Origin of the sequence: Microbacterium sp. 71-23 (assembly GCF_001897265.1) — a bacterium.
In the GTDB taxonomy this organism is placed as follows: Bacteria; Actinomycetota; Actinomycetes; order Actinomycetales; family Microbacteriaceae; genus Microbacterium; species Microbacterium ginsengisoli.
The window spans coordinates 129725-146933 of sequence record NZ_MKSL01000017.1 but is presented as its reverse complement, the minus strand read 5'-3'; the positions used below and the strand labels follow the sequence as shown (position 1 = coordinate 146933).

16 protein-coding genes are annotated in these 17209 nt (G+C 70.4%); 5 read left to right on the top strand and 11 right to left on the bottom strand.

All coding sequences use genetic code 11. The features are described from left to right. The first annotated feature begins 165 nt into the window (after nt 1-165). Entirely contained in the window at nt 166-1326 is a 1161-nt protein-coding gene (locus tag BGO15_RS07305; protein ID WP_156454815.1) for a glutamate--cysteine ligase, read from the top strand. A gap of 14 nt (nt 1327-1340) precedes the next feature. Here the strand turns inward: BGO15_RS07305 and ffh are convergent, their stop codons facing one another. Then, nucleotides 1341-2888, bottom strand: a complete 1548-nt coding sequence (gene ffh / locus BGO15_RS07300; RefSeq protein ID WP_056206934.1) for a signal recognition particle protein — start codon at nt 2886-2888, stop codon at nt 1341-1343. Between the two features lie 12 nt (nt 2889-2900). Then, a complete protein-coding gene (locus BGO15_RS07295; RefSeq protein ID WP_056206935.1) occupies nt 2901-3470 on the bottom strand; it encodes a TetR/AcrR family transcriptional regulator in 570 nt (189 codons plus the stop codon). Between the two features lie 77 nt (nt 3471-3547). Here BGO15_RS07295 and lipB point away from each other — a divergent pair, with 77 nt between their 5' ends. Both lipB and lipA read left to right on the top strand, forming a co-directional pair. After that, the gene (gene lipB, locus BGO15_RS07290; RefSeq protein ID WP_056206938.1) at nt 3548-4186 is read left to right on the top strand and encodes a lipoyl(octanoyl) transferase LipB; all 639 of its coding nucleotides are present in this window, start codon (nt 3548-3550) and stop codon (nt 4184-4186) included. After that, complete coding sequence (gene lipA / locus BGO15_RS07285; protein WP_045248443.1) at nt 4183-5181, top strand: lipoyl synthase; 999 nt, start codon at nt 4183-4185, stop codon at nt 5179-5181. The genes lipB and lipA overlap by 4 nt, the downstream gene beginning before the upstream one ends. Before the next feature lie 6 nt (nt 5182-5187). Here lipA and BGO15_RS07280 read toward each other — a convergent pair whose 3' ends face one another. Genes BGO15_RS07280 through smc form a run of 3 tightly spaced genes read right to left on the bottom strand, consistent with a single transcriptional unit; the run spans nt 5188 to nt 10156 of the window. Next, nucleotides 5188-5688 (bottom strand): DUF2004 domain-containing protein, encoded by a 501-nt coding sequence (locus BGO15_RS07280; RefSeq protein WP_056206939.1) that lies wholly within the window; start codon nt 5686-5688, stop codon nt 5188-5190. 46 nt (nt 5689-5734) lie between these two features. Then, nucleotides 5735-6607 carry a signal recognition particle-docking protein FtsY gene (gene ftsY / locus BGO15_RS07275; protein ID WP_045248445.1) on the bottom strand — a complete coding sequence of 291 codons (873 nt, stop codon included), beginning with the start codon at nt 6605-6607 and terminating at the stop codon, nt 5735-5737. 9 nt (nt 6608-6616) lie between these two features. Beyond that, entirely contained in the window at nt 6617-10156 is a 3540-nt protein-coding gene (gene smc / locus BGO15_RS07270) for a chromosome segregation protein SMC (RefSeq protein WP_056206942.1), read from the bottom strand. Between the two features lie 487 nt (nt 10157-10643). Between smc and BGO15_RS07265 the strand changes: the two genes are divergently transcribed. Further along, complete coding sequence (locus BGO15_RS07265) at nt 10644-10904, top strand: hypothetical protein (protein WP_056519855.1); 261 nt, start codon at nt 10644-10646, stop codon at nt 10902-10904. A 62-nt stretch (nt 10905-10966) separates the two neighbouring features. After that, nucleotides 10967-12043 carry a GNAT family N-acetyltransferase gene (locus tag BGO15_RS07260; RefSeq protein WP_056519859.1) on the top strand — a complete coding sequence of 359 codons (1077 nt, stop codon included), beginning with the start codon at nt 10967-10969 and terminating at the stop codon, nt 12041-12043. A 12-nt stretch (nt 12044-12055) separates the two neighbouring features. Here the strand turns inward: BGO15_RS07260 and mutM are convergent, their stop codons facing one another. The 6 genes from mutM to BGO15_RS07230 form a co-directional block, all read right to left on the bottom strand. Then, nucleotides 12056-12964, bottom strand: coding sequence for a bifunctional DNA-formamidopyrimidine glycosylase/DNA-(apurinic or apyrimidinic site) lyase (mutM, locus tag BGO15_RS07255; protein ID WP_056206944.1), 909 nt, complete (start codon nt 12962-12964; stop codon nt 12056-12058). Beyond that, entirely contained in the window at nt 12957-13649 is a 693-nt protein-coding gene (gene rnc / locus BGO15_RS07250) for a ribonuclease III (RefSeq protein WP_045248450.1), read from the bottom strand. Before rnc ends, mutM begins: the two co-directional genes overlap by 8 nt. 10 nt (nt 13650-13659) lie before the next feature. Continuing rightward, the gene (gene rpmF / locus BGO15_RS07245; RefSeq protein ID WP_045248451.1) at nt 13660-13869 is read right to left on the bottom strand and encodes a 50S ribosomal protein L32; all 210 of its coding nucleotides are present in this window, start codon (nt 13867-13869) and stop codon (nt 13660-13662) included. 17 nt (nt 13870-13886) lie between these two features. Continuing rightward, complete coding sequence (locus BGO15_RS07240; RefSeq protein ID WP_045248562.1) at nt 13887-14384, bottom strand: YceD family protein; 498 nt, start codon at nt 14382-14384, stop codon at nt 13887-13889. Between the two features lie 104 nt (nt 14385-14488). Next, a complete protein-coding gene (coaD, locus tag BGO15_RS07235) occupies nt 14489-14986 on the bottom strand; it encodes a pantetheine-phosphate adenylyltransferase (protein WP_045248452.1) in 498 nt (165 codons plus the stop codon). Nucleotides 14987-15028: 42 nt separating this feature from the next. Beyond that, nucleotides 15029-17179, bottom strand: coding sequence for an ATP-dependent DNA helicase RecG (locus BGO15_RS07230; protein WP_056206946.1), 2151 nt, complete (start codon nt 17177-17179; stop codon nt 15029-15031). Between the last annotated feature and the right edge of the window lie 30 nt (nt 17180-17209).

Genomic DNA, 17209 nt, shown 5'->3' with positions numbered 1-17209 from the left:
GTGTACGTGAATGAACGTCGCCTGGAGCGTGGGGTGCACACCCGGCGGAAGCTCGAAGGGGTGGATGTCGCCGGATAGAGGGTCGGGCGATGGTCCAGCGGTCTATTTTGCCAGAAGATGACGGATGCCGCGAACCGCCATGACTCGCTCTGCCAGACTGTGCGCGTGCCGCAGCCCTTCGCCGAGTCAGCGCGTTCCACCGTGGGTCTGGAATGGGAGCTGATGCTCGCCGACGCGGACTCCGGTGACCTCGTAGGCGCAGGCCCCGAGATCGTCGAGGCGCTGGCCGACGCGACGGCCTCGGAGCGATTCACGGTGACCGGCGAGCTGCTCACCAACACCGTCGAAGTGACGAGCGGCATCGGTTACACGGTCGCCGAGGCGGTCGGCGATGTCACGGACGCTATCAGCGCGGTGCGCTCCGAGACCGACCGGGCCGGCATCGAGCTGCTCTCGGCCGGAAGCCACCCCTTCGCGCAGTGGTACGAGCAGTCGGTGACCGACAAGACGCGCTACCACTCGCTCGTCGAGCGCACGCAGTGGTGGGGTCGCAACATGATGATCTGGGGAGTGCACGTGCACGTGGGCGTCGACGACGTCAGCAAGGTCATGCCGATCGTCGGCGCCCTGTCCACCTACCTCCCGCACCTGCTCGCGCTGTCGTCCTCGAGCCCGTTCTGGGCCGGGGAGCGCACGGGCTACGCGTCGAACCGCTCTCTCGTCTTCCAGCAGCTGCCGACCGCCGGGGTGCCGTGGGCCATCGACGACTGGGGCGACTTCGAGGCCTACCTCGACGACATGACCCGCACCGGCGTGATGGCCGACGCCACCGAGGTGAGATGGGACATCCGCCCGGCGCCGCGATGGGGAACCATCGAGGTGCGCGCGTGCGACGGGATGTCGACCGTCGCCGAGCTCTCCGCCGTCGCCGCCCTCACGCAGGCGTTGGTTGAGGACTTCTCCCGCCGCCTCGACGCCGGTGAGACGCTCCCCCGGCTTCAGCCGTGGTTCACGCGCGAGAACAAGTGGCGCGCCGCCCGCTACGGACTCGGTGCGCGAGTCATCGCCGACACGCACGGCCGTCAGGTCAGCGTTCGCGACGATCTCCTCGAGACGATCGGGCGCCTCGAGCCGGTCGCCGCCGATCTCGGTGCCGCTGACGAGTTGCGCGGGGTCGGCGACATCCTCAGCAAAGGCTCGAGCGCATCACGTCAGCTCGCGGTCGCCGATGGCGCGGACGGAGATCTGCGCGCCGTCGTGCGTCACCTGATCGCGGAGTTCCACGCGGGCGCGCCGGCGCGCCCCTGGCCGCCGTCGCGCGGCTGAGGCCCCTCGGCTGATCAGGAGCGCCCGAGCATCTTCTGCAGGTCGGCGAGGTCGGCCTCGCTCGGCGCAGCGTTGCCGCCGCCGAGCCCGAACCCGCTGCCGGTCGGCGCGGCCGGTTCGGAGGTGATGCCTGCGTTCTCGGCCGCACGCTTGGCCGGGTTTCCCGACCGCGAACCGCGGGCCTTCTGCTGCTTGCCCCGCTTGCCGCCGCCGTGGGCACCCGGAACCGGACCCATGCCCGGGATGGCGGGCACGCCGCCGCGCGCAACGGTCTTCATCATCTTCGCCGCCTGCTCGAATCGGTTGACGAGCTGGTTGACGTCGGTGACGGTCATGCCCGATCCGCGCGCGATGCGCAGGCGACGCGAGCCGTTGAGGACCTTGGGGTTGCGACGCTCCCCCGGGGTCATCGAGCGGATGATCGCCTCGGTGCGGTCGATCTCGCGCTCGTCGAAGTTCTCGAGCTGCTGCTTCATCTGGCCCATGCCCGGGAGCATCCCGAGCATCTTCTTCATCGAGCCCATCTTCTTGAGCTGCTGCATCTGCTCGAGGAAGTCCTCGAGGGTGAACTGCTCCTTCGCGAGCTTCTCGGCGACCTTCAGCGCCTCGGCCTCGTCGAAGGCCTGCTGCGCCTGCTCGATGAGGGTGAGGATGTCACCGAGGTCGAGGATGCGGCTCGCCATGCGGTCGGGGTGGAAGACCTCGAGGTCCTCGAGTCCCTCGCCGTTGGACGCGTAGATGATCGGTCGGCCGGTGATCGACGCGACCGACAGCGCCGCGCCGCCGCGGGCGTCTCCGTCGAGCTTCGAGAGCACGACACCGGTGAAGTCCACGCCCTCCTGGAAGGCGCGGGCGGTGGTGACGGCATCCTGACCGATCATCGCGTCGATCACGAACAGCACCTCGTCGGGGCTGATGGCGGCCCGGATGTCGGCAGCCTGCGTCATGAGCTCCGCGTCGACACCGAGGCGGCCGGCGGTGTCCACGATGACGACGTCGTGCTGCTGCCGCTTGGCGAACTCCACACCGTCGCGGGCCACCGTGACGGGGTCGCCGACGCCGTTGCCGGGCTCGGGTGCGAAGATCGTGGCACCGGCACGCTCGGCGACGACGGTGAGCTGCGTGACGGCGTTGGGGCGCTGCAGGTCGGCGGCCACGAGCAGAGGGGTGTGACCTTCCTTCTCGAGGAGCTTCGCGAGCTTGCCGGCGAACGTCGTCTTTCCGGAGCCCTGGAGTCCGGCGAGCATGATGACCGTGGGAGGGTTCTTCGCGAACTGCAGTCGGCGCTGCTCGCCGCCGAGGATCGCGACGAGCTCCTCATTGACGATCTGCACGACCTGCTGCGCCGGGTTGAGCGCCCGGTTGACCTCGTCCCCGAGCGCGCGCTCGCGCACCTTCGCGGTGAACTCCTTCACCACCACCAGCGCCACGTCGGCCTCGAGGAGGGCCCGACGGATCTCGCGGACGGTGCCGTCGACGTCAGCCGGGGTCAGCTTGCCCTTGGTGCGAAGACCGCGGAAGGTCTCGGTCAGCCGGTCGGAGAGTGTGCCGAAAGTCGCCATGATGCGCCAAGTTTACGCGAGCAGCGTGCCGTTGACGGCGGTGAGGGCAGCGTCCAACGGCGTGGACAGCGCGGATGTCCCGGGGCCGGCGTGCGCCCATGCGCGCAGCGCCGCGAACAGGGCGCCCGCGTACGCTGCGGCGCGCACGTCCGCGACCAGTCGCGCCTGGCCACCCCCCGCGAGTCGCCGCGCGATCGCCCGTCCGAGCCGGGCCTGTCGTGTGGCCGCGTCGCGATCCAGCTCGCCGGCGACCCCCATCGCCTCGGCGTGCACGAGCGCGAGCGCCAGCGCGTCGGGGGCGAATCCGGCCGCGAGCTCCCTGAGCACTCGGCGCACCGCGGCATCCGGGTCGCCCTCCCCCGTGGCGAGATCCTCGACGGCGGCCGCGAGCCGTCCGTCGAGGCCGCTCCAGAGCACCTCCGCCTTCGAGTCGAAGTAGTTGAAGAAGCTCGAGCGGCTGACGCCGGCCCGCACGGTGATGTCGGCGACCGAGGTCGCGTCGTACCCCTGTTCGAGGAACAGCTCGCACGCGGCATCCGAGATCGTCTCGCGCGAGGTCGCGCGCGGTCGTCCGGATGCCATGCCCTCAGCGTACGGTCCCTCTCGCCCGACGCGGGCGTATTGTTGGACGCAGTCCAGCAATCAATGATCGGAGCATCGTGCTCGACATCCAGACCGTGGGCCTCGCGCCCGATTACGTGCCCTACCTCGACGGCTGGGCACTGCAGCGCCGCATCCACGCCGACGTCGTCGCCGGCACCCGTAACGACACCCTGCTGCTGCTCGAGCACGAGGCCGTCTACACGGCCGGCAAGCGCACCGAGCCGCAGGAGCGCCCGCAGGACGGCACGCCCGTCATCGACGTCGACCGCGGCGGCAAGATCACCTGGCACGGACCCGGCCAGCTCGTCGGCTACCCGATCGTGCGCCTGGGCGAGCCCGTCGACGTCGTCGCCCACGTGCGCCGCATCGAACGCCTCCTCATCGCCGCACTCGCCCGGCACGGCGTCGACGGCTACCAGGTCGAGGGACGCAGCGGCGTCTGGGTGCGCCGTCCGCTGTCGGAGGACAAGGTCGCCGCCATCGGCGTGCGCGTCGAGAAGGGCGTCACCATGCACGGATTCGCGGTCAACTGCGACAACACCCTCAGCGGCTTCGGCGGCATCATCCCCTGCGGTATCACCGACGCGGGAGTCACCACGGTCAGCGAGGTCGTCGGGCAGGATGTCGCGCCCCGCGACATCCTCGCGTCGGTCGCCGAGGTCTTCGCCGGCGAGTACGCGGGGGCCGTCGCGTGAGCGCCGGGCCGGAGGGCCGCAAGCTGCTGCGCCTCGAGGTGCGCAACGCGGAGACCCCCATCGAACGCAAGCCCGAGTGGATCAAGACCAAGGCGAAGCTCGGCCCCGAGTACCGGGAGCTTCACGCTCTCGTGAAGAACGAAGACCTGCACACCGTGTGCCAGGAGGCGGGATGCCCCAACATCTTCGAGTGCTGGGAGGACCGCGAGGCCACCTTCCTCATCGGCGGCTCGCAGTGCACCCGCCGCTGCGACTTCTGCCAGATCGACACCGGCAAGCCCGCCGATTACGACACCGACGAGCCGCGCCGGGTGGCGGAGAGCGTCACTCGGATGCAGCTGCGCTACGCCACCGTCACCGGCGTCGCCCGCGACGACCTCCCCGATGAGGGCGCATGGCTGCACGCCGAGACCGTGCGTCAGATCCACGCGCAGAACCCCGGCACCGGAGTCGAGATCCTCGCGACGGACTTCTCCGGAAACCCCGACCTGCTCGGCGAGGTGTTCGCGGCGCGCCCCGAGGTGTTCGCCCACAACGTCGAGACCGTGCCGCGCATCTTCAAGCGCATCCGTCCCGCCTTCCGCTACGAGCGATCACTGGGCGTGCTGACCCAGGCCCGCGCGGCAGGCCTCATCACGAAGTCGAACCTGATCCTCGGCATGGGCGAGGAGCCCGCAGAAGTCGTACAGGCGCTGCAGGACCTCCACGATGCCGGCACCGACATCATCACGATCACCCAGTACCTGCGGCCGACCCCGCGCCACCTCCCTGTGGCGCGCTGGGTGAAGCCCGAGGAGTTCGTCGAGTTCAAGCAGGAGGCCGAGCGCATCGGGTTCCTGGGCGTGCTCGCGGGGCCGCTCGTGCGCTCGTCGTACCGGGCCGGGCGCCTCTGGGCGCAGTCGATGCTCGCCAAGGGCCGCGACATCCCTGAGGACCTGCAGCACCTCGCCCGCGACATCCAAGCCGGCGACACCACCTTCGCGCAGGCGGTGTGACAGGTCTCAGTCGGCCGAACTGACCGACGAGACCTGACCGTCGGAGTCGAGGTTCACGAGCAGCGCGTCGTCGGCGCCTTCGGGATCGAGCGCGTACTCGAGAACTGCGAACGGCTCGGTGCCGTCGTGCTCGTCCGCGAGGATCGTGAGACTCGTGAGTGTGAGAGCGCGGATAATGTCGATGTGGTCGTCGCCCGAGACATCCACGAGGAAGTCCTCCAGCTCGTCGCCGAGGCGTTCCTGCTGCTGCAGCACGTACTCGGTGACCTCGCTCGTGCGGTCGTCGAGCTCGCCGACCATGGCATTGCGGGCCATGAGGTCGACCCGCTCGAGGGCAGAGATGATGGCCGCCGCCGTGTCGAGCGCCGCGGTGGTGACATCCTCCTGATCGGGCGCCGTGAGATCGACCGTCACCGACTGGTCGCCGAACTCGACCGTCTCCGACCAGAAGATCGATCCGTCGGGGCCGGACTCGAGGAGTCCGAAGAAGTCGTGCTCGATCGCCATGTCCCCATGAAACCAGCAGGACTGCCCGGGCGGTAGCCCGACGCGCTCAGCCGACGAGAGCCTCGACGAACACGTGCGGGGTGAAGCCGGTGAGATCGCCGATCCCCTCGCCCTGACCGAGGAGCTTCACCGGGATGCCGGTGCGCTCCTGCACGGCGAGCACGAAGCCGCCCTTCGCCGAGCCGTCGAGCTTCGTGATGACGAGCCCGGTGACGCCCGCGTGCTCGAGGAACGCCTGCGCCTGCAGGACGCCGTTCTGCCCGGTCGTGGCGTCGAGCACCAGGAGCACTTCGCTGATCGGTGCGAGCTTCTCGATCACGCGCGTGATCTTGCCGAGCTCGTCCATCAGGCCGCCCTTGGTGTGCAGACGCCCCGCGGTGTCGACCAGCACGATCTGCGTGTCGTGGTCCTTCGCATATTGGATGGTCTGGAACGCGACCGATGCCGGATCCTGGCCCTCCTGCTGCGGCCGCACGATCTCCGCGCCGCCGCGCTCCGCCCACGTCGCGAGCTGCTCGACGGCCGCGGCGCGGAACGTGTCGGCCGCTCCGACCACCACCGAGCGGTCGAACCGCTGCAGATAGTGCGCGAACTTGCCGATCGTCGTGGTCTTCCCCACGCCGTTCACACCGACGACCAGCACGATCGCCGGGCGCTCGGTGAGGCGCAGCGTCGTGTCGAACTTCGCGAAGTGCTCCTCGAGGGTCTCCCGCAGCATCCGCTGGAGGTCCTTCGGATCCGTCGTGCGGAACCGGTCGACCTTCTCGCGCAGCTCGTCTACGATGCGCTCGGAGATGTCGGGCCCGAAGTCGGCCGTGATGAGCGCCGTCTCGAGGTCGTCCCAGGTCGTCTCGTCGATGACCGGTTTGACGAACATGCCCCTCAGAGCACGCCCCAGCGACCAGGATCTTTCCGCCATGACTCCAGCCTACGGCGCCGCCGTGGCCGCCTCCCGCACGCGCTGCCCGACGACCGCCGACACGCCGTCCTGCCGCATCGAGACGCCGTACAGGGCGTCCGCGATCTCCATCGTCCGCTTCTGGTGCGTGATGACGATGAGCTGACTCGAGGCGCGCAGGCGCTCGAACACCGAGAGCAGGCGACCGAGGTTCGCGTCGTCGAGGGCCGCCTCGACCTCGTCGAGGATGTAGAAGGGGCTGGGCCGTGCGGTGAAGATCGCGACGAGCAGCGCGACCGCCGCGAGGGAGCGCTCTCCCCCCGAGAGCAGCGAGAGCCGCTCCACCTTCTTGCCGACCGGCCGCACCGAGACCTCGATTCCCGTGATGAGGGGCTCCTCGGGGTGGGTGAGCGAGATGCTGCCCGTGCCGCCGGGGAACAGCATCGGGAACACCTCGGTGAAGGCTTCGCGGGTGTCCTCGAACGCGGCGAGGAAGATCGTCTGCATGCGCTCGTCGAGCTCGCCGATGATCGTGACCAGGTCGGCGCGGGTCTGGGTCAGGTCGGCGAGCTGCTCGGTGAGGAAGACGTGTCGCTGCTCGAGTGCGGCGAACTCCTCGAGCGCGAGCGGATTCACACGGCCGAGCTGGGCGAGCTTGCGCTCGGCCTCCGCGAGCCGCTTGCGCTGCGTGGCGCGGTCGAAGGGCACCGGAGCCGGATCCTCGTCGGACACGGACTCGTCTGCCGACTCGGAGTCGACCAGCACGGGGTCCGGCGGGATCGCGACCTCCGGCCCGTATTCCGCGACGAGAATGTCCTCCTCGAGGGCGAGCTCACTCGCGACGCGTTCGAGCAGGCTCGTGACGTGCAGACGCTTCTCGTGCATCTGCAGCTCGATGCTGTGCACGCTCTCGGTCGTGGCAGCCAGCCGTTCCCGGGCCGTCCCCTCCTGCCGTCGCAGCTCGGCGAGCTCGGCGGTCACCTGTGTACGCGCCGCCTCGGCGGCAGCGAGGGCGACACGCGCCTCACTGACCGAACGATCGACCGAGTCGAGCACGGCGGGAAGGCGACCGGCGACGTCCGCGGCGATCTGACGCTGCGCCCGCCGGAGCACCGTGCGCCGGGCGGATTCCTCCGCTGCGGCGCGTTCGCGCTCCCGCTGTCGTTCGAGGGCGTCGACCCGCGCCTCCTGCGCGCGCACACGCTCCTTGAGCGTCTCGACCTCCAGACGCGTCTGCATCTCCGACTCTCGCGCACCGTCGAGCGTCGCGAGCAGTCCGTCGCGCGCGGACGCGTCGAGGATGGGCCGCGGCGCCTCGAGCGCCGTGTCGAGGCGGTCACGGGACACCCTGGCCGCATCGACCGCTTCGTCGACGGCGCTCTGCGCCTGCCCGAGGGTGGTCGTCAGTCGGTCGCACTCCGCACTGGCCGACTCGTGTCGCACGGTCGCCCGGTTGACCTGCTCGGCGTGTGCGGCGACGGCGGCGTCATTCGCGCGCAGGTCGTCGAGCGCTCGCCGTGCCGCGTGGCGCATCTCGGCGAGCTCGGCAGTGCGCTCGGCCAGAGCCTCGCGCAGCGAGTCGGCGACGACGGTGATCTCTGACACTCGGGATGCCGCGGCATCCCGCTGCGCGGCGAGCTCGAGGCGCGAACGGCCGGCCCCGGAGCCCGCGCGGATCGTCTGGGACGTCACGTGCTCCCCGGCCCGTGTGACGCAGACGATCGACGGGTGCGATCGCGCGACACGGTGCGCGCTCTCCAGGTCGTCGACCACGACGACTTGCGCGAGCAGGCGCTGTATGCCATCCGGGGCATTCACGACGGAGACGGCCGCGACGGCATCCGGGATAACCGGCGCATCGACATCGGTGTACGGCGCGGCGAAGACGATGTCGACAACGCCGTCGTCGGCGCGGCGCACGGCGTCCGCCGCAACCAAGCCGGCCTCCGCGGAGTCGACGAGCACGCCCTCTGCCACCGCGCCCAGAGCGGCCGCGATCGCCGCCTCGTATCCGGCCGTGACCTTCACGGCGTCGGAGACGAGCCCCCGCACCCCGGCCCCACCCTCGGCGACGAGCGCGGCGGCCCCGTTTCGCACGTCGAGCGCGCGGGCGAGCGCGGCGGCCTCGGCCGTCAGCGCCTCTGCCTCGCGCTCGGCGGCGTGCAGGCGTTCGCGGATGCCCGCGACATCCGACTCGAGCTCGTTCGCACGGCGCTGCGACTGCTCGTACGCCGTCGCGAACTCGCCCGCGGATCGCTCCGGCGCAAGATCGGGATCGAGGCCGGCGAGAACGGCGGCGGCCTCCTCCCGGCGCTGCACGGCCGCGTCGAGTGCGCGCTGCTGACGGTCGACCGCGGCTTGCACGGCCGCGAGCGCAGACTCGGCGGCCTCCGCCGACCCGCGCAGCGCGGTGAGGCGCATGTCGTGCTCGGACACGAGTGCGCTCTGCGCCGCGATGTCCGCGTCGAGGGCGTCGAGCTCGGCGCGGGCCCGGATCACGGTGCGCGCCGCGGCGGCCGCAGCATCCTCGGCGTCACCCCGACCGCCCGCGATGCGGTCGACCTCCTCGCGGGCCTCGTCGATCATTCCCTGCGTGACGGTGGCGACCGCGGCGCCCGCCTCATCGTCCTCGCTCAGCAGGGCGAGACGCTGGCCCGCGAGGGCGTAGAGCGCGCGAAGGCGCTCCTGCACCTGTTCGAGCCCGAACGCGGTGCGTCGGGCGTCGTCGACCAGCTCGGAGCGCTGCTGCGCCTCGAGCGCCTGCACCCGCAGCCGCAGGGTCTCGACCTGGTCCTGCAGAGCGATCCGTTCGGCGTGTCGGGTCTGTTCGTTCTGCGTCGCGAGGGTGAGCTCGGCCCGCAGCCGAACGAGCTCGTCAGCGTAGAGCCGTGCCTTCGCGTCGCGCACCACGGCGGCGATCGTGGCGGCTTCACGCGCGATCTCGGCCTGCCGGCCGAGCGGCTTGAGCTGGCGACGCACCTCGCCGGCGAGGTCGGACAGGCGAAGCAGGTTCGCTTCCATCGCCTCGAGCTTGCGCAGCGTCTTCTCCTTGCGGCGGCGGTGCTTCAGAATGCCCGCGGCCTCCTCGATGAACCCGCGGCGATCCTCCGGCGTGGCCTGCAGCACCGTGTCCAGACGCCCCTGTCCGACGATCACGTGCATCTCCCGGCCGAGCCCGGAGTCGCTGAGCAGCTCCTGCACGTCGAGGAGGCGGCATCCTTCGCCGTTGATCGCGTACTCGCTGGTGCCGTTGCGGAACAGCGTGCGACTGATCGTCACCTCGGCGTATTCGATCGGCAGTGCGCCGTCGGAGTTGTCGATGGTCAGTGTGACCTCTGCGCGGCCGAGGGGTCCACGCGTCGACGTGCCCGCGAAGATGACGTCTTCCATCTTCGCGCCGCGCAGGGTCTTCGCACCCTGCTCCCCCATCACCCAGGCGAGCGCGTCGACGACGTTCGACTTGCCCGAGCCGTTCGGACCGACGATGGCCGTCACTCCCGGTTCGAACGCAAAGGTCGTCGGCTGGGCGAACGACTTGAACCCTTTGAGCGTCAGGCTCTTCAGGTGCATCCGTTCATCCTCCGGGCTCGTTCGGGTAAACCCCCACGGTACCGGAGCGGCGCCGCCGATCAGGCACCCCACGCGAGCGGATGCCCCAGCTCACCGCGGGGGCGCGACGCGCCGCGACACGCCCGGGCGCTTGACTCGTCTGTACGTCAGCCGATAGCGTGCTCAACCGCACCACGACATCGAGAGGAGGTTGCCATGATCACCATCCACACCACCGGATTCCCGCGCACTCGCGCCGTGTCGGCAACCGTCCCCGCTGTCATGGGACTCGCCGGCACCGGACTGCGCACCGCGTAGGTCAGGTCGACGCTCCGCGCCGTCCGCCGCCCTCCCGCCGTCACCGACGGCCGCGCCCACCGGGCGCCTCTCGACCTCCGGGTCCGCCTCGCCGCCTACGACGGTTTCGTCCGCGGCATCCCCTCGTCCGCGCTGCGGCGCGCACGCCGTCGACCGTCCGGTCGACGAGTCTCCCCTCGAAGGAACCCCCATGAACACCCTGCTCACCCCCGCGCCGCAGCGCCCCGCTGCCGCGCACCACGCCGAGATCGAGCGGTCCCACCCGCCCCATACCGGCCTGCTCGATCGCTGGGCGATGCATCTCGGCCTCCGGCTGATCCTCTGGGGTCAGCGGATGTCGCGTCTCACCGCCGATCGCGAATCGCACCGCCTCCGCGACGATGTCGAGTCCGCTCGCCGCCGCCGCGAGGCGGAGTGGGAGCGCGCCGCGCTCCTTGACATCCGTCGCTGACGGCACCGGTCGGGGGTCCTCTCCGGACCCCCGACCTCTCACCCCTGCAGAAGGAATCCCCCATGGACACCCCTCCCGTGAGCTTCGTCCCGCTCACGATCCCCGCGCGCATCGACGACGCGGACGCCACCGACTTCATCGACATGGTCGAGGTGCGCAACCGCATCTACCTCGAGATCTCCGGCAATGCCGACGAGGACCAGACGCCTGCCGAGCTTCTCCCCCACTACCAGGACGACCCCGATCGCACCCGCCTCGTCTGGCTCGTGCGCGACGAGGGCGCTCCCATCGGTCGAGTGACGGTCGACGCCTTCCACACCCCCGGTGCCCGATCCGCCTACTTGCTGGTCGAGCTTCTGCGGGAGGTCTGGGGGCGCGGCATCGGAACGGCGGGGTTCGACCTCGCCGAACGCACCGCGCGCGAACTGGGCCGCACGGTGATGCAGACGTTCGCCGAGCACCCCGCGGCATCCGGCGAACACCTCGCGTCACCCACCGGGTTCGGCCGCATCCCCCGTGATCACACCGCTCGTTTCCTCGAGGGTCGCGGCTATGTGCTCGGCCAGGTCGAACGCAAGAGCGTGTTCGACCTGCATGCCGACGCCTCCGTGGTGGTCGCCGCGGCCGCGGCGGCGGCCGAGTTCGCTGTCGGCTACGAGGTCGTGCAGTGGGAGTATCCGACGCCCGAGGAGTTCACGCTCGACTACGCCTGGATGAAGTCGCGCATGTCGACGGACACGCCCGTCGGTGACATGGAGGTCGACGAGGAGGTGTGGGACGCGGACCGCGTGCGCCGTATGGAGCAGCGCTACCTCGACAGCGGGGAGCGCGTGCTCGTGACGGCCGCCCGCCATGTCGCATCCGGACGACTCTGCGCCTTCAACGAGCTCGCCAGCCGCACCGATCCGACGCTCGCCTCCTCCCAGATGGACACGCTCGTGCTCTCGGAGCACCGGGGACATCGGCTCGGCATGCTCGTGAAGTGCGCAGGACTGCGACGCTGGCGGGAGCTCGTGCCCGACTCGCCCCGGCTCCTCACCTTCAACGCGGAGGAGAACCGGCCGATGCTCTCGATCAACGAGACCCTCGGATTCACGCCGGCCGCCTACATCGGCGCGTGGCGGCGAGACCTGGAGTGACCCGACGCGGTGTCAGCGTGCGCTGCGGCGCCGCTGGCACCGCGGGCAGAAGTGGCTCGACCGGTTGGTGAAGCTCACCCGCAGAATCGGCGTGCCGCAGCGCGGGCACGGCTGGCCGGTGCGGCCATAGGCCCGCAGCGAGTGGGCGAAGTAGCCGGCCTGCCCGTTGACGTTCACGTACTGCGCGTCGAAGCTCGTGCCGCCCTCGGCGAGAGCACGCTCGAGCACCACACGCACCTCGTCGAGAAGGCGGGTGACGGTGCGCGTAGCGAGCGCCCGGGCCGGAGTCTCCGGGTGCACGCGCGCCGCCCACAGCGACTCGTCGGCGTAGATGTTGCCGATCCCGCTGACGGTCGTCTGATCGAGCAGTACGCGCTTCACGGCCGACACGGATGCCCCCACCCGACGCCGGAACAACGCCTCGTCGAACGCGGGGTCGAGCGGATCGCGCGCGATGTGCGCGGCCTGCACCGGTACCAGCGGCACGTCCGAGCCGAATCCTCCCGCGGCACCGTCGATCGTCGGCACGAGCTCGTCGATCGCGAGCGACCCGAATGTGCGCTGGTCGGCGAACACCACCGCGAGCTCTCCGTGCCGCGGGTGGGCGAGCTCGATGCGCACGCGTTCGTGACGCTCCGCCGGCGCGCCGGGCGCGCGCAGCAGCAGCTGGCCGCTCATACCAAGATGACCGACGACCGCCCGGGCTGCGGCATCCGTCTCGATCGGCAGCCAGAGGAACTTGCCTCGGCGCACCACACCGGTGAGCACACGACCGGTGAGGGCGCTCTCGAAATCGGATGCCGCGCCCCGGTGGCGCGTCAGGGCACGGTCGTCGAGCACCGTGACGCTGACAACGCGGGCACCGGTGACGGCGGGCGCGAGACCCGCGCGCACGACCTCGACCTCGGGAAGCTCAGGCACGCCCGGACAGCGTGTTCCACGCGGCGAGGGCGGCGGCCATCTCCGCGTGCTTCTTGCTCGTGCCCGACCCGCTGCCGGCGACGTCACCGACGGCGACACGCGCGGTGAACACCCGCGCATGGTCGGGTCCGTCGGAGGCCACCGAGTAGGTCGGTGCCGGGCGACCGAGCCGTGCGGCGAGCTCTTGCAGGCTCGTCTTCGGGTCGATCGCCGCGCCGTAGCGGTCGGGGTCGGCCAGGAGCGGCTCGATGAGCCGCAGCACGAGGCCGGTCGCCGCGTCGGCTCCCGCCGAGAGATAGGTGGCGCCGATGAGCGCCTCCGTCGTGTCCGCGAGGATGGAGTCCTTGTCCCGCCCGCCGGTGAGCTCTTCGCCTCGGCCAAGGCGCACATATTCGCCGATGCCGACCCGCCTCGCGGTCTCGGCCAGGGCAACCGTGGAGACGACGCTCGCGCGTCGCTTGGCGAGCGCCCCTTCGTCGAGATCGGGATTCTCGCGATAGAGCTTCACTGTCACGGCCTGCCCCAGCACCGAGTCGCCGAGGAACTCGAGGCGCTCGTTGTGCGGGATCTGCCCGTGCTCGTACGCGTACGACCGATGCGTCAGGGCCAATGCCGCAAGCTCGGGGTCGATGTCGACCCCGAGCTTGCGGAGGAGTGCGGAGGTGTCCGCGGAGACGTCGCTCACCGAGCGGGTCTCAGATGTCTGCGACCTTGCGGCCCTTGTACTCGAGGAACAGCTCGGTGCCCTGCGAGTCGGTGACGACCTTCGCCTGGTGGGGGCGGCTGTAGACAACCTTGCCGTTCTCGATGGTCTTGACCAGCGCGGGCGCTTCGGCCTTCCACTGCGCGCGGCGCGAGCGGGTGTTCGAGCGCGAGACCTTGCGCTTCGGAGGGTTACCTGCCATGGGTCTTCCTTTTCGTTCTAGGAGTTCTGGGGTGTCCGCCCGGACTCGCCGGACTCATCGTTCTGTTCCGCTGCGAACTTCTCCAGTGCCGCCCAGCGTGGATCGAGGGCCTCACCGGATGTCGCGCCGCTCTGCTCGTCCAGAAGCTCGCCGGTCTCGGGGTCGAGACCGGGGCACTCTGGCCGGCACACCGGCTGGAACGGAAGCGAGAGGACGATGGCATCCCTGACCACAGTTTCAAGATCCACGTGGTCGTCTTGAACCTCGAAGTCGTTCGCTTCCTCTCCAGGATACGCGAAAAGCTCCTGGAACTCGACATCGACGGGCGCGGCGATCTCGGTGAGGCATCTGCCGCAGATGCCTTCGTAGTCGGCGTGCACGTCGCCGGTGGCGAGAATCCCCTCGTGCACCGACTCCAGCCGCACATCGAGCTCGACGGCCGAACCCGACGGGACGGCCACGAGACCCTCGCCCCACTTCTCGGCGAGCGGCACGTCGATCGAGTGCTCGCGCATCTCGCCGGGACGGCGCACGATATCGCGGACGTTCAGGCTGAAGGGGCCGGGCCGGGAGTTCCTCACCCCGGAATCCTAGCCCGGCAGGGAACGCGCGGGGCCGGTCAGATGCCGCGCGCGCCGGTGTCGAGGAACCGCGCCACCGGGGCCGGAACGTACGGCGAGACATCGCCGCCGAGCCCCGCGACCTGACGCACCAGAGAACTCGACACGAGCGCATGGGAGGGGTCGGGGAGGAGGAAGACGGTTTCGATACCGGCGAGGTGACGGTTCACGATCGCCATGGGCGTCTCGTAGGCGACATCCACCTGGGAACGGATGCCCTTGACGAGCACTCCCGCGCCCACGTCGGTGGCGTAGTCGACGAGGAGCCCGACACTCCACGACGCGACGGTGATCTTGCCCGGCACCTCGGCCTCGGCGATCGACTGCTCGAGGAGGCTCAGACGCTGAGCGATGGGCAGCATTGCCTCTTTGCCGGGGTTGTGGACCACCAGCACGTGGATCTCGTCGTACAGCGCGGCGGCCCGACGGATGACGTCGAGGTGACCGAGGGTGGGCGGATCGAACGATCCGGGAACGACGGCGATCCGATTGCTCACGCGGCCAGCCTAGTCGGGCGCGTCACGCGAGCCGGCCCCGAGTCAGTTCTTGCCGAGGGCCGCGCGCGTGTCGTCGTCGAGCCGCCGCTCGATCGCATCCCGCAGACCAGGGTGCGCCGTCAGCTGCGGATCGTCCGCCAGCAGTACGGATGCCTCGTCCCGCGCCTCCGCGATCAGATCGGCGTCGGCGACGACCCGCAGCAGGCGCAGCGAGCTGCGCGCGCCGGACTGCGCTGCGCCGAGCACATCTCCCTCGCCCCGCAGCTCGAGGTCGACCTCGGCGAGGACGAAGCCGTCGAGGGTGGCGGCCACCGCCTCCACCCGCTCGCGCGCCGGGCTGCCGACAGCCGCCTCCGTCACGAGGAGGCACAGCCCCGGCACCGAACCGCGACCTACCCGGCCTCGCAGCTGGTGCAGCTGCGAGACGCCGAAACGGTCGGCATCGAGCACGATCATCGTCGACGCGTTCGGCACGTCGACCCCGACCTCGATCACCGTCGTCGCGATGAGCAGGTCGACCTCGCCCGCGGCGACGCGGCGCATGACGGCATCCTTCTCGTCGCTCGGCATGCGCCCGTGCAAGATCTCGATGCGCACCTGAGCGAATCGCGGGAGCTGCGACAGGAGGGTCGCCACCTGGGCGACTCCCCAGGTCGGTCGGGAGGCTGCGGCATCCGTCGCCGACGGCGCGTCGCCCGGTTCGTCGACGTCCACGTCGATCGCGGCACACACGACGAACACCTGGCGGCCGGCCGCGACCTCCTCGGCAGCGCGATCCCACACCCGGCCGAACCAGCTCGGCTTCTCGGCGAGCGGCGCGACGAAGCTCTCGATGCCGGCGCGGCCGGGAGGCAGGGTGCGGATCGTTGAGACGTCGAGGTCTCCGAAGACCGTCATCGCGACGGTGCGCGGGATCGGGGTGGCGGTGAGCACGAGCACATGCGGGGCGGTGCCCTTCGCGCGCAGGGCGTCGCGCTGCTCGACCCCGAACCGGTGCTGCTCGTCGACGACGACGAGGGCGAGGTCGGCGAACGTCGTCGTGGCGCTCAACAGGGCGTGCGTGCCCACGACGATGAGCGACTGACCGGATGCCACCCGCAGCGCCGCCCGGCGACGGTCGGCCGCCGGCATCTGACCAGTCAGCAGCGTCGGGATGAGCTTTGCGGACAGGTCGGGTCCGAGCATCGCGGCGATCGATCGCAGATGCTGGGCGGCGAGCACCTCGGTCGGTGCGATGAGCGCCGCCTGCCCGCCGGACTCGGCGACCTGCAGCATCGCGCGCAGCGCGATGAGGGTCTTCCCGGACCCGACCTCGCCCTGCACGAGCCGGTTCATCGGCCGCTCGGCGACGAGGTCTGCGGCGATCTGCTCTCCGACCGAGGCCTGATCGTCGGTGAGCGCAAAGGTGAGCCGGGCGTCGAAGGATTCCCGCAGCTCGCCGGCAGGGCGTGGTCGTGCGTGCAACGCCGCCACCGCCGCTCGTTGCTGAAGGAGCCCCGCTTGGAGCACGAGGGCCTCTTGCATCCGCAGCGTCTGCTGCGCGGGGGCGACATCGTCGATCACCGACGGCCGATGGATGTGCTCGAGCGCCGTGCGAGCGGGAAGCAGGGCGTGACGGCGCCGCAGGTCGTCGGGGAGCGGGTCGTCGACCTCACCGAGACCGTCGAGCGCCCCTTCGACGGCCTTGGCGATCGTCCAGGTCGCCACGGCGGCCGTCGCCGGGTACACCGGAATCGGACGGCTCGCCAGCGCCTGCGCGGTCTGGGCCGCGGTCTCCAGATCGTCGAAGAGCTGGTAGTCGGGGTGCGCGAACTGCTTGCCGCCGCGGAACTCCCCCACCTTGCCCGAGAACATTCCCCGCCGACCACGTCGCAGCTCACCCATCCGCCAGGACTGATTGAAGAACGTGAGGGAGAGCTGTCCCTCGCCATCGGAGATCACGACCTCGAGCAGCGAGCCGCGGCGGTTGTGCATCCGCCTCTCGGCGACCGACACGATCTCCGCGACGATCGACACCTGCTCACCGACCGTCAACGAGGCGATGGGCGTCAGTTCGCCCCGCAGCGCGTAGCGCCGCGGGTAATGCGCCAGCAGATCACCGACGCGGGCCATGCCGAAGGCCTTCGTCAGCGCCTTCGCGACCTTGTCGTCGAGCACATCGCCGAGCGGCGAATCGAGACGCAGCGGCGGCATGCTGCGAGTCTAGGGCGGGCCGCCGACAGG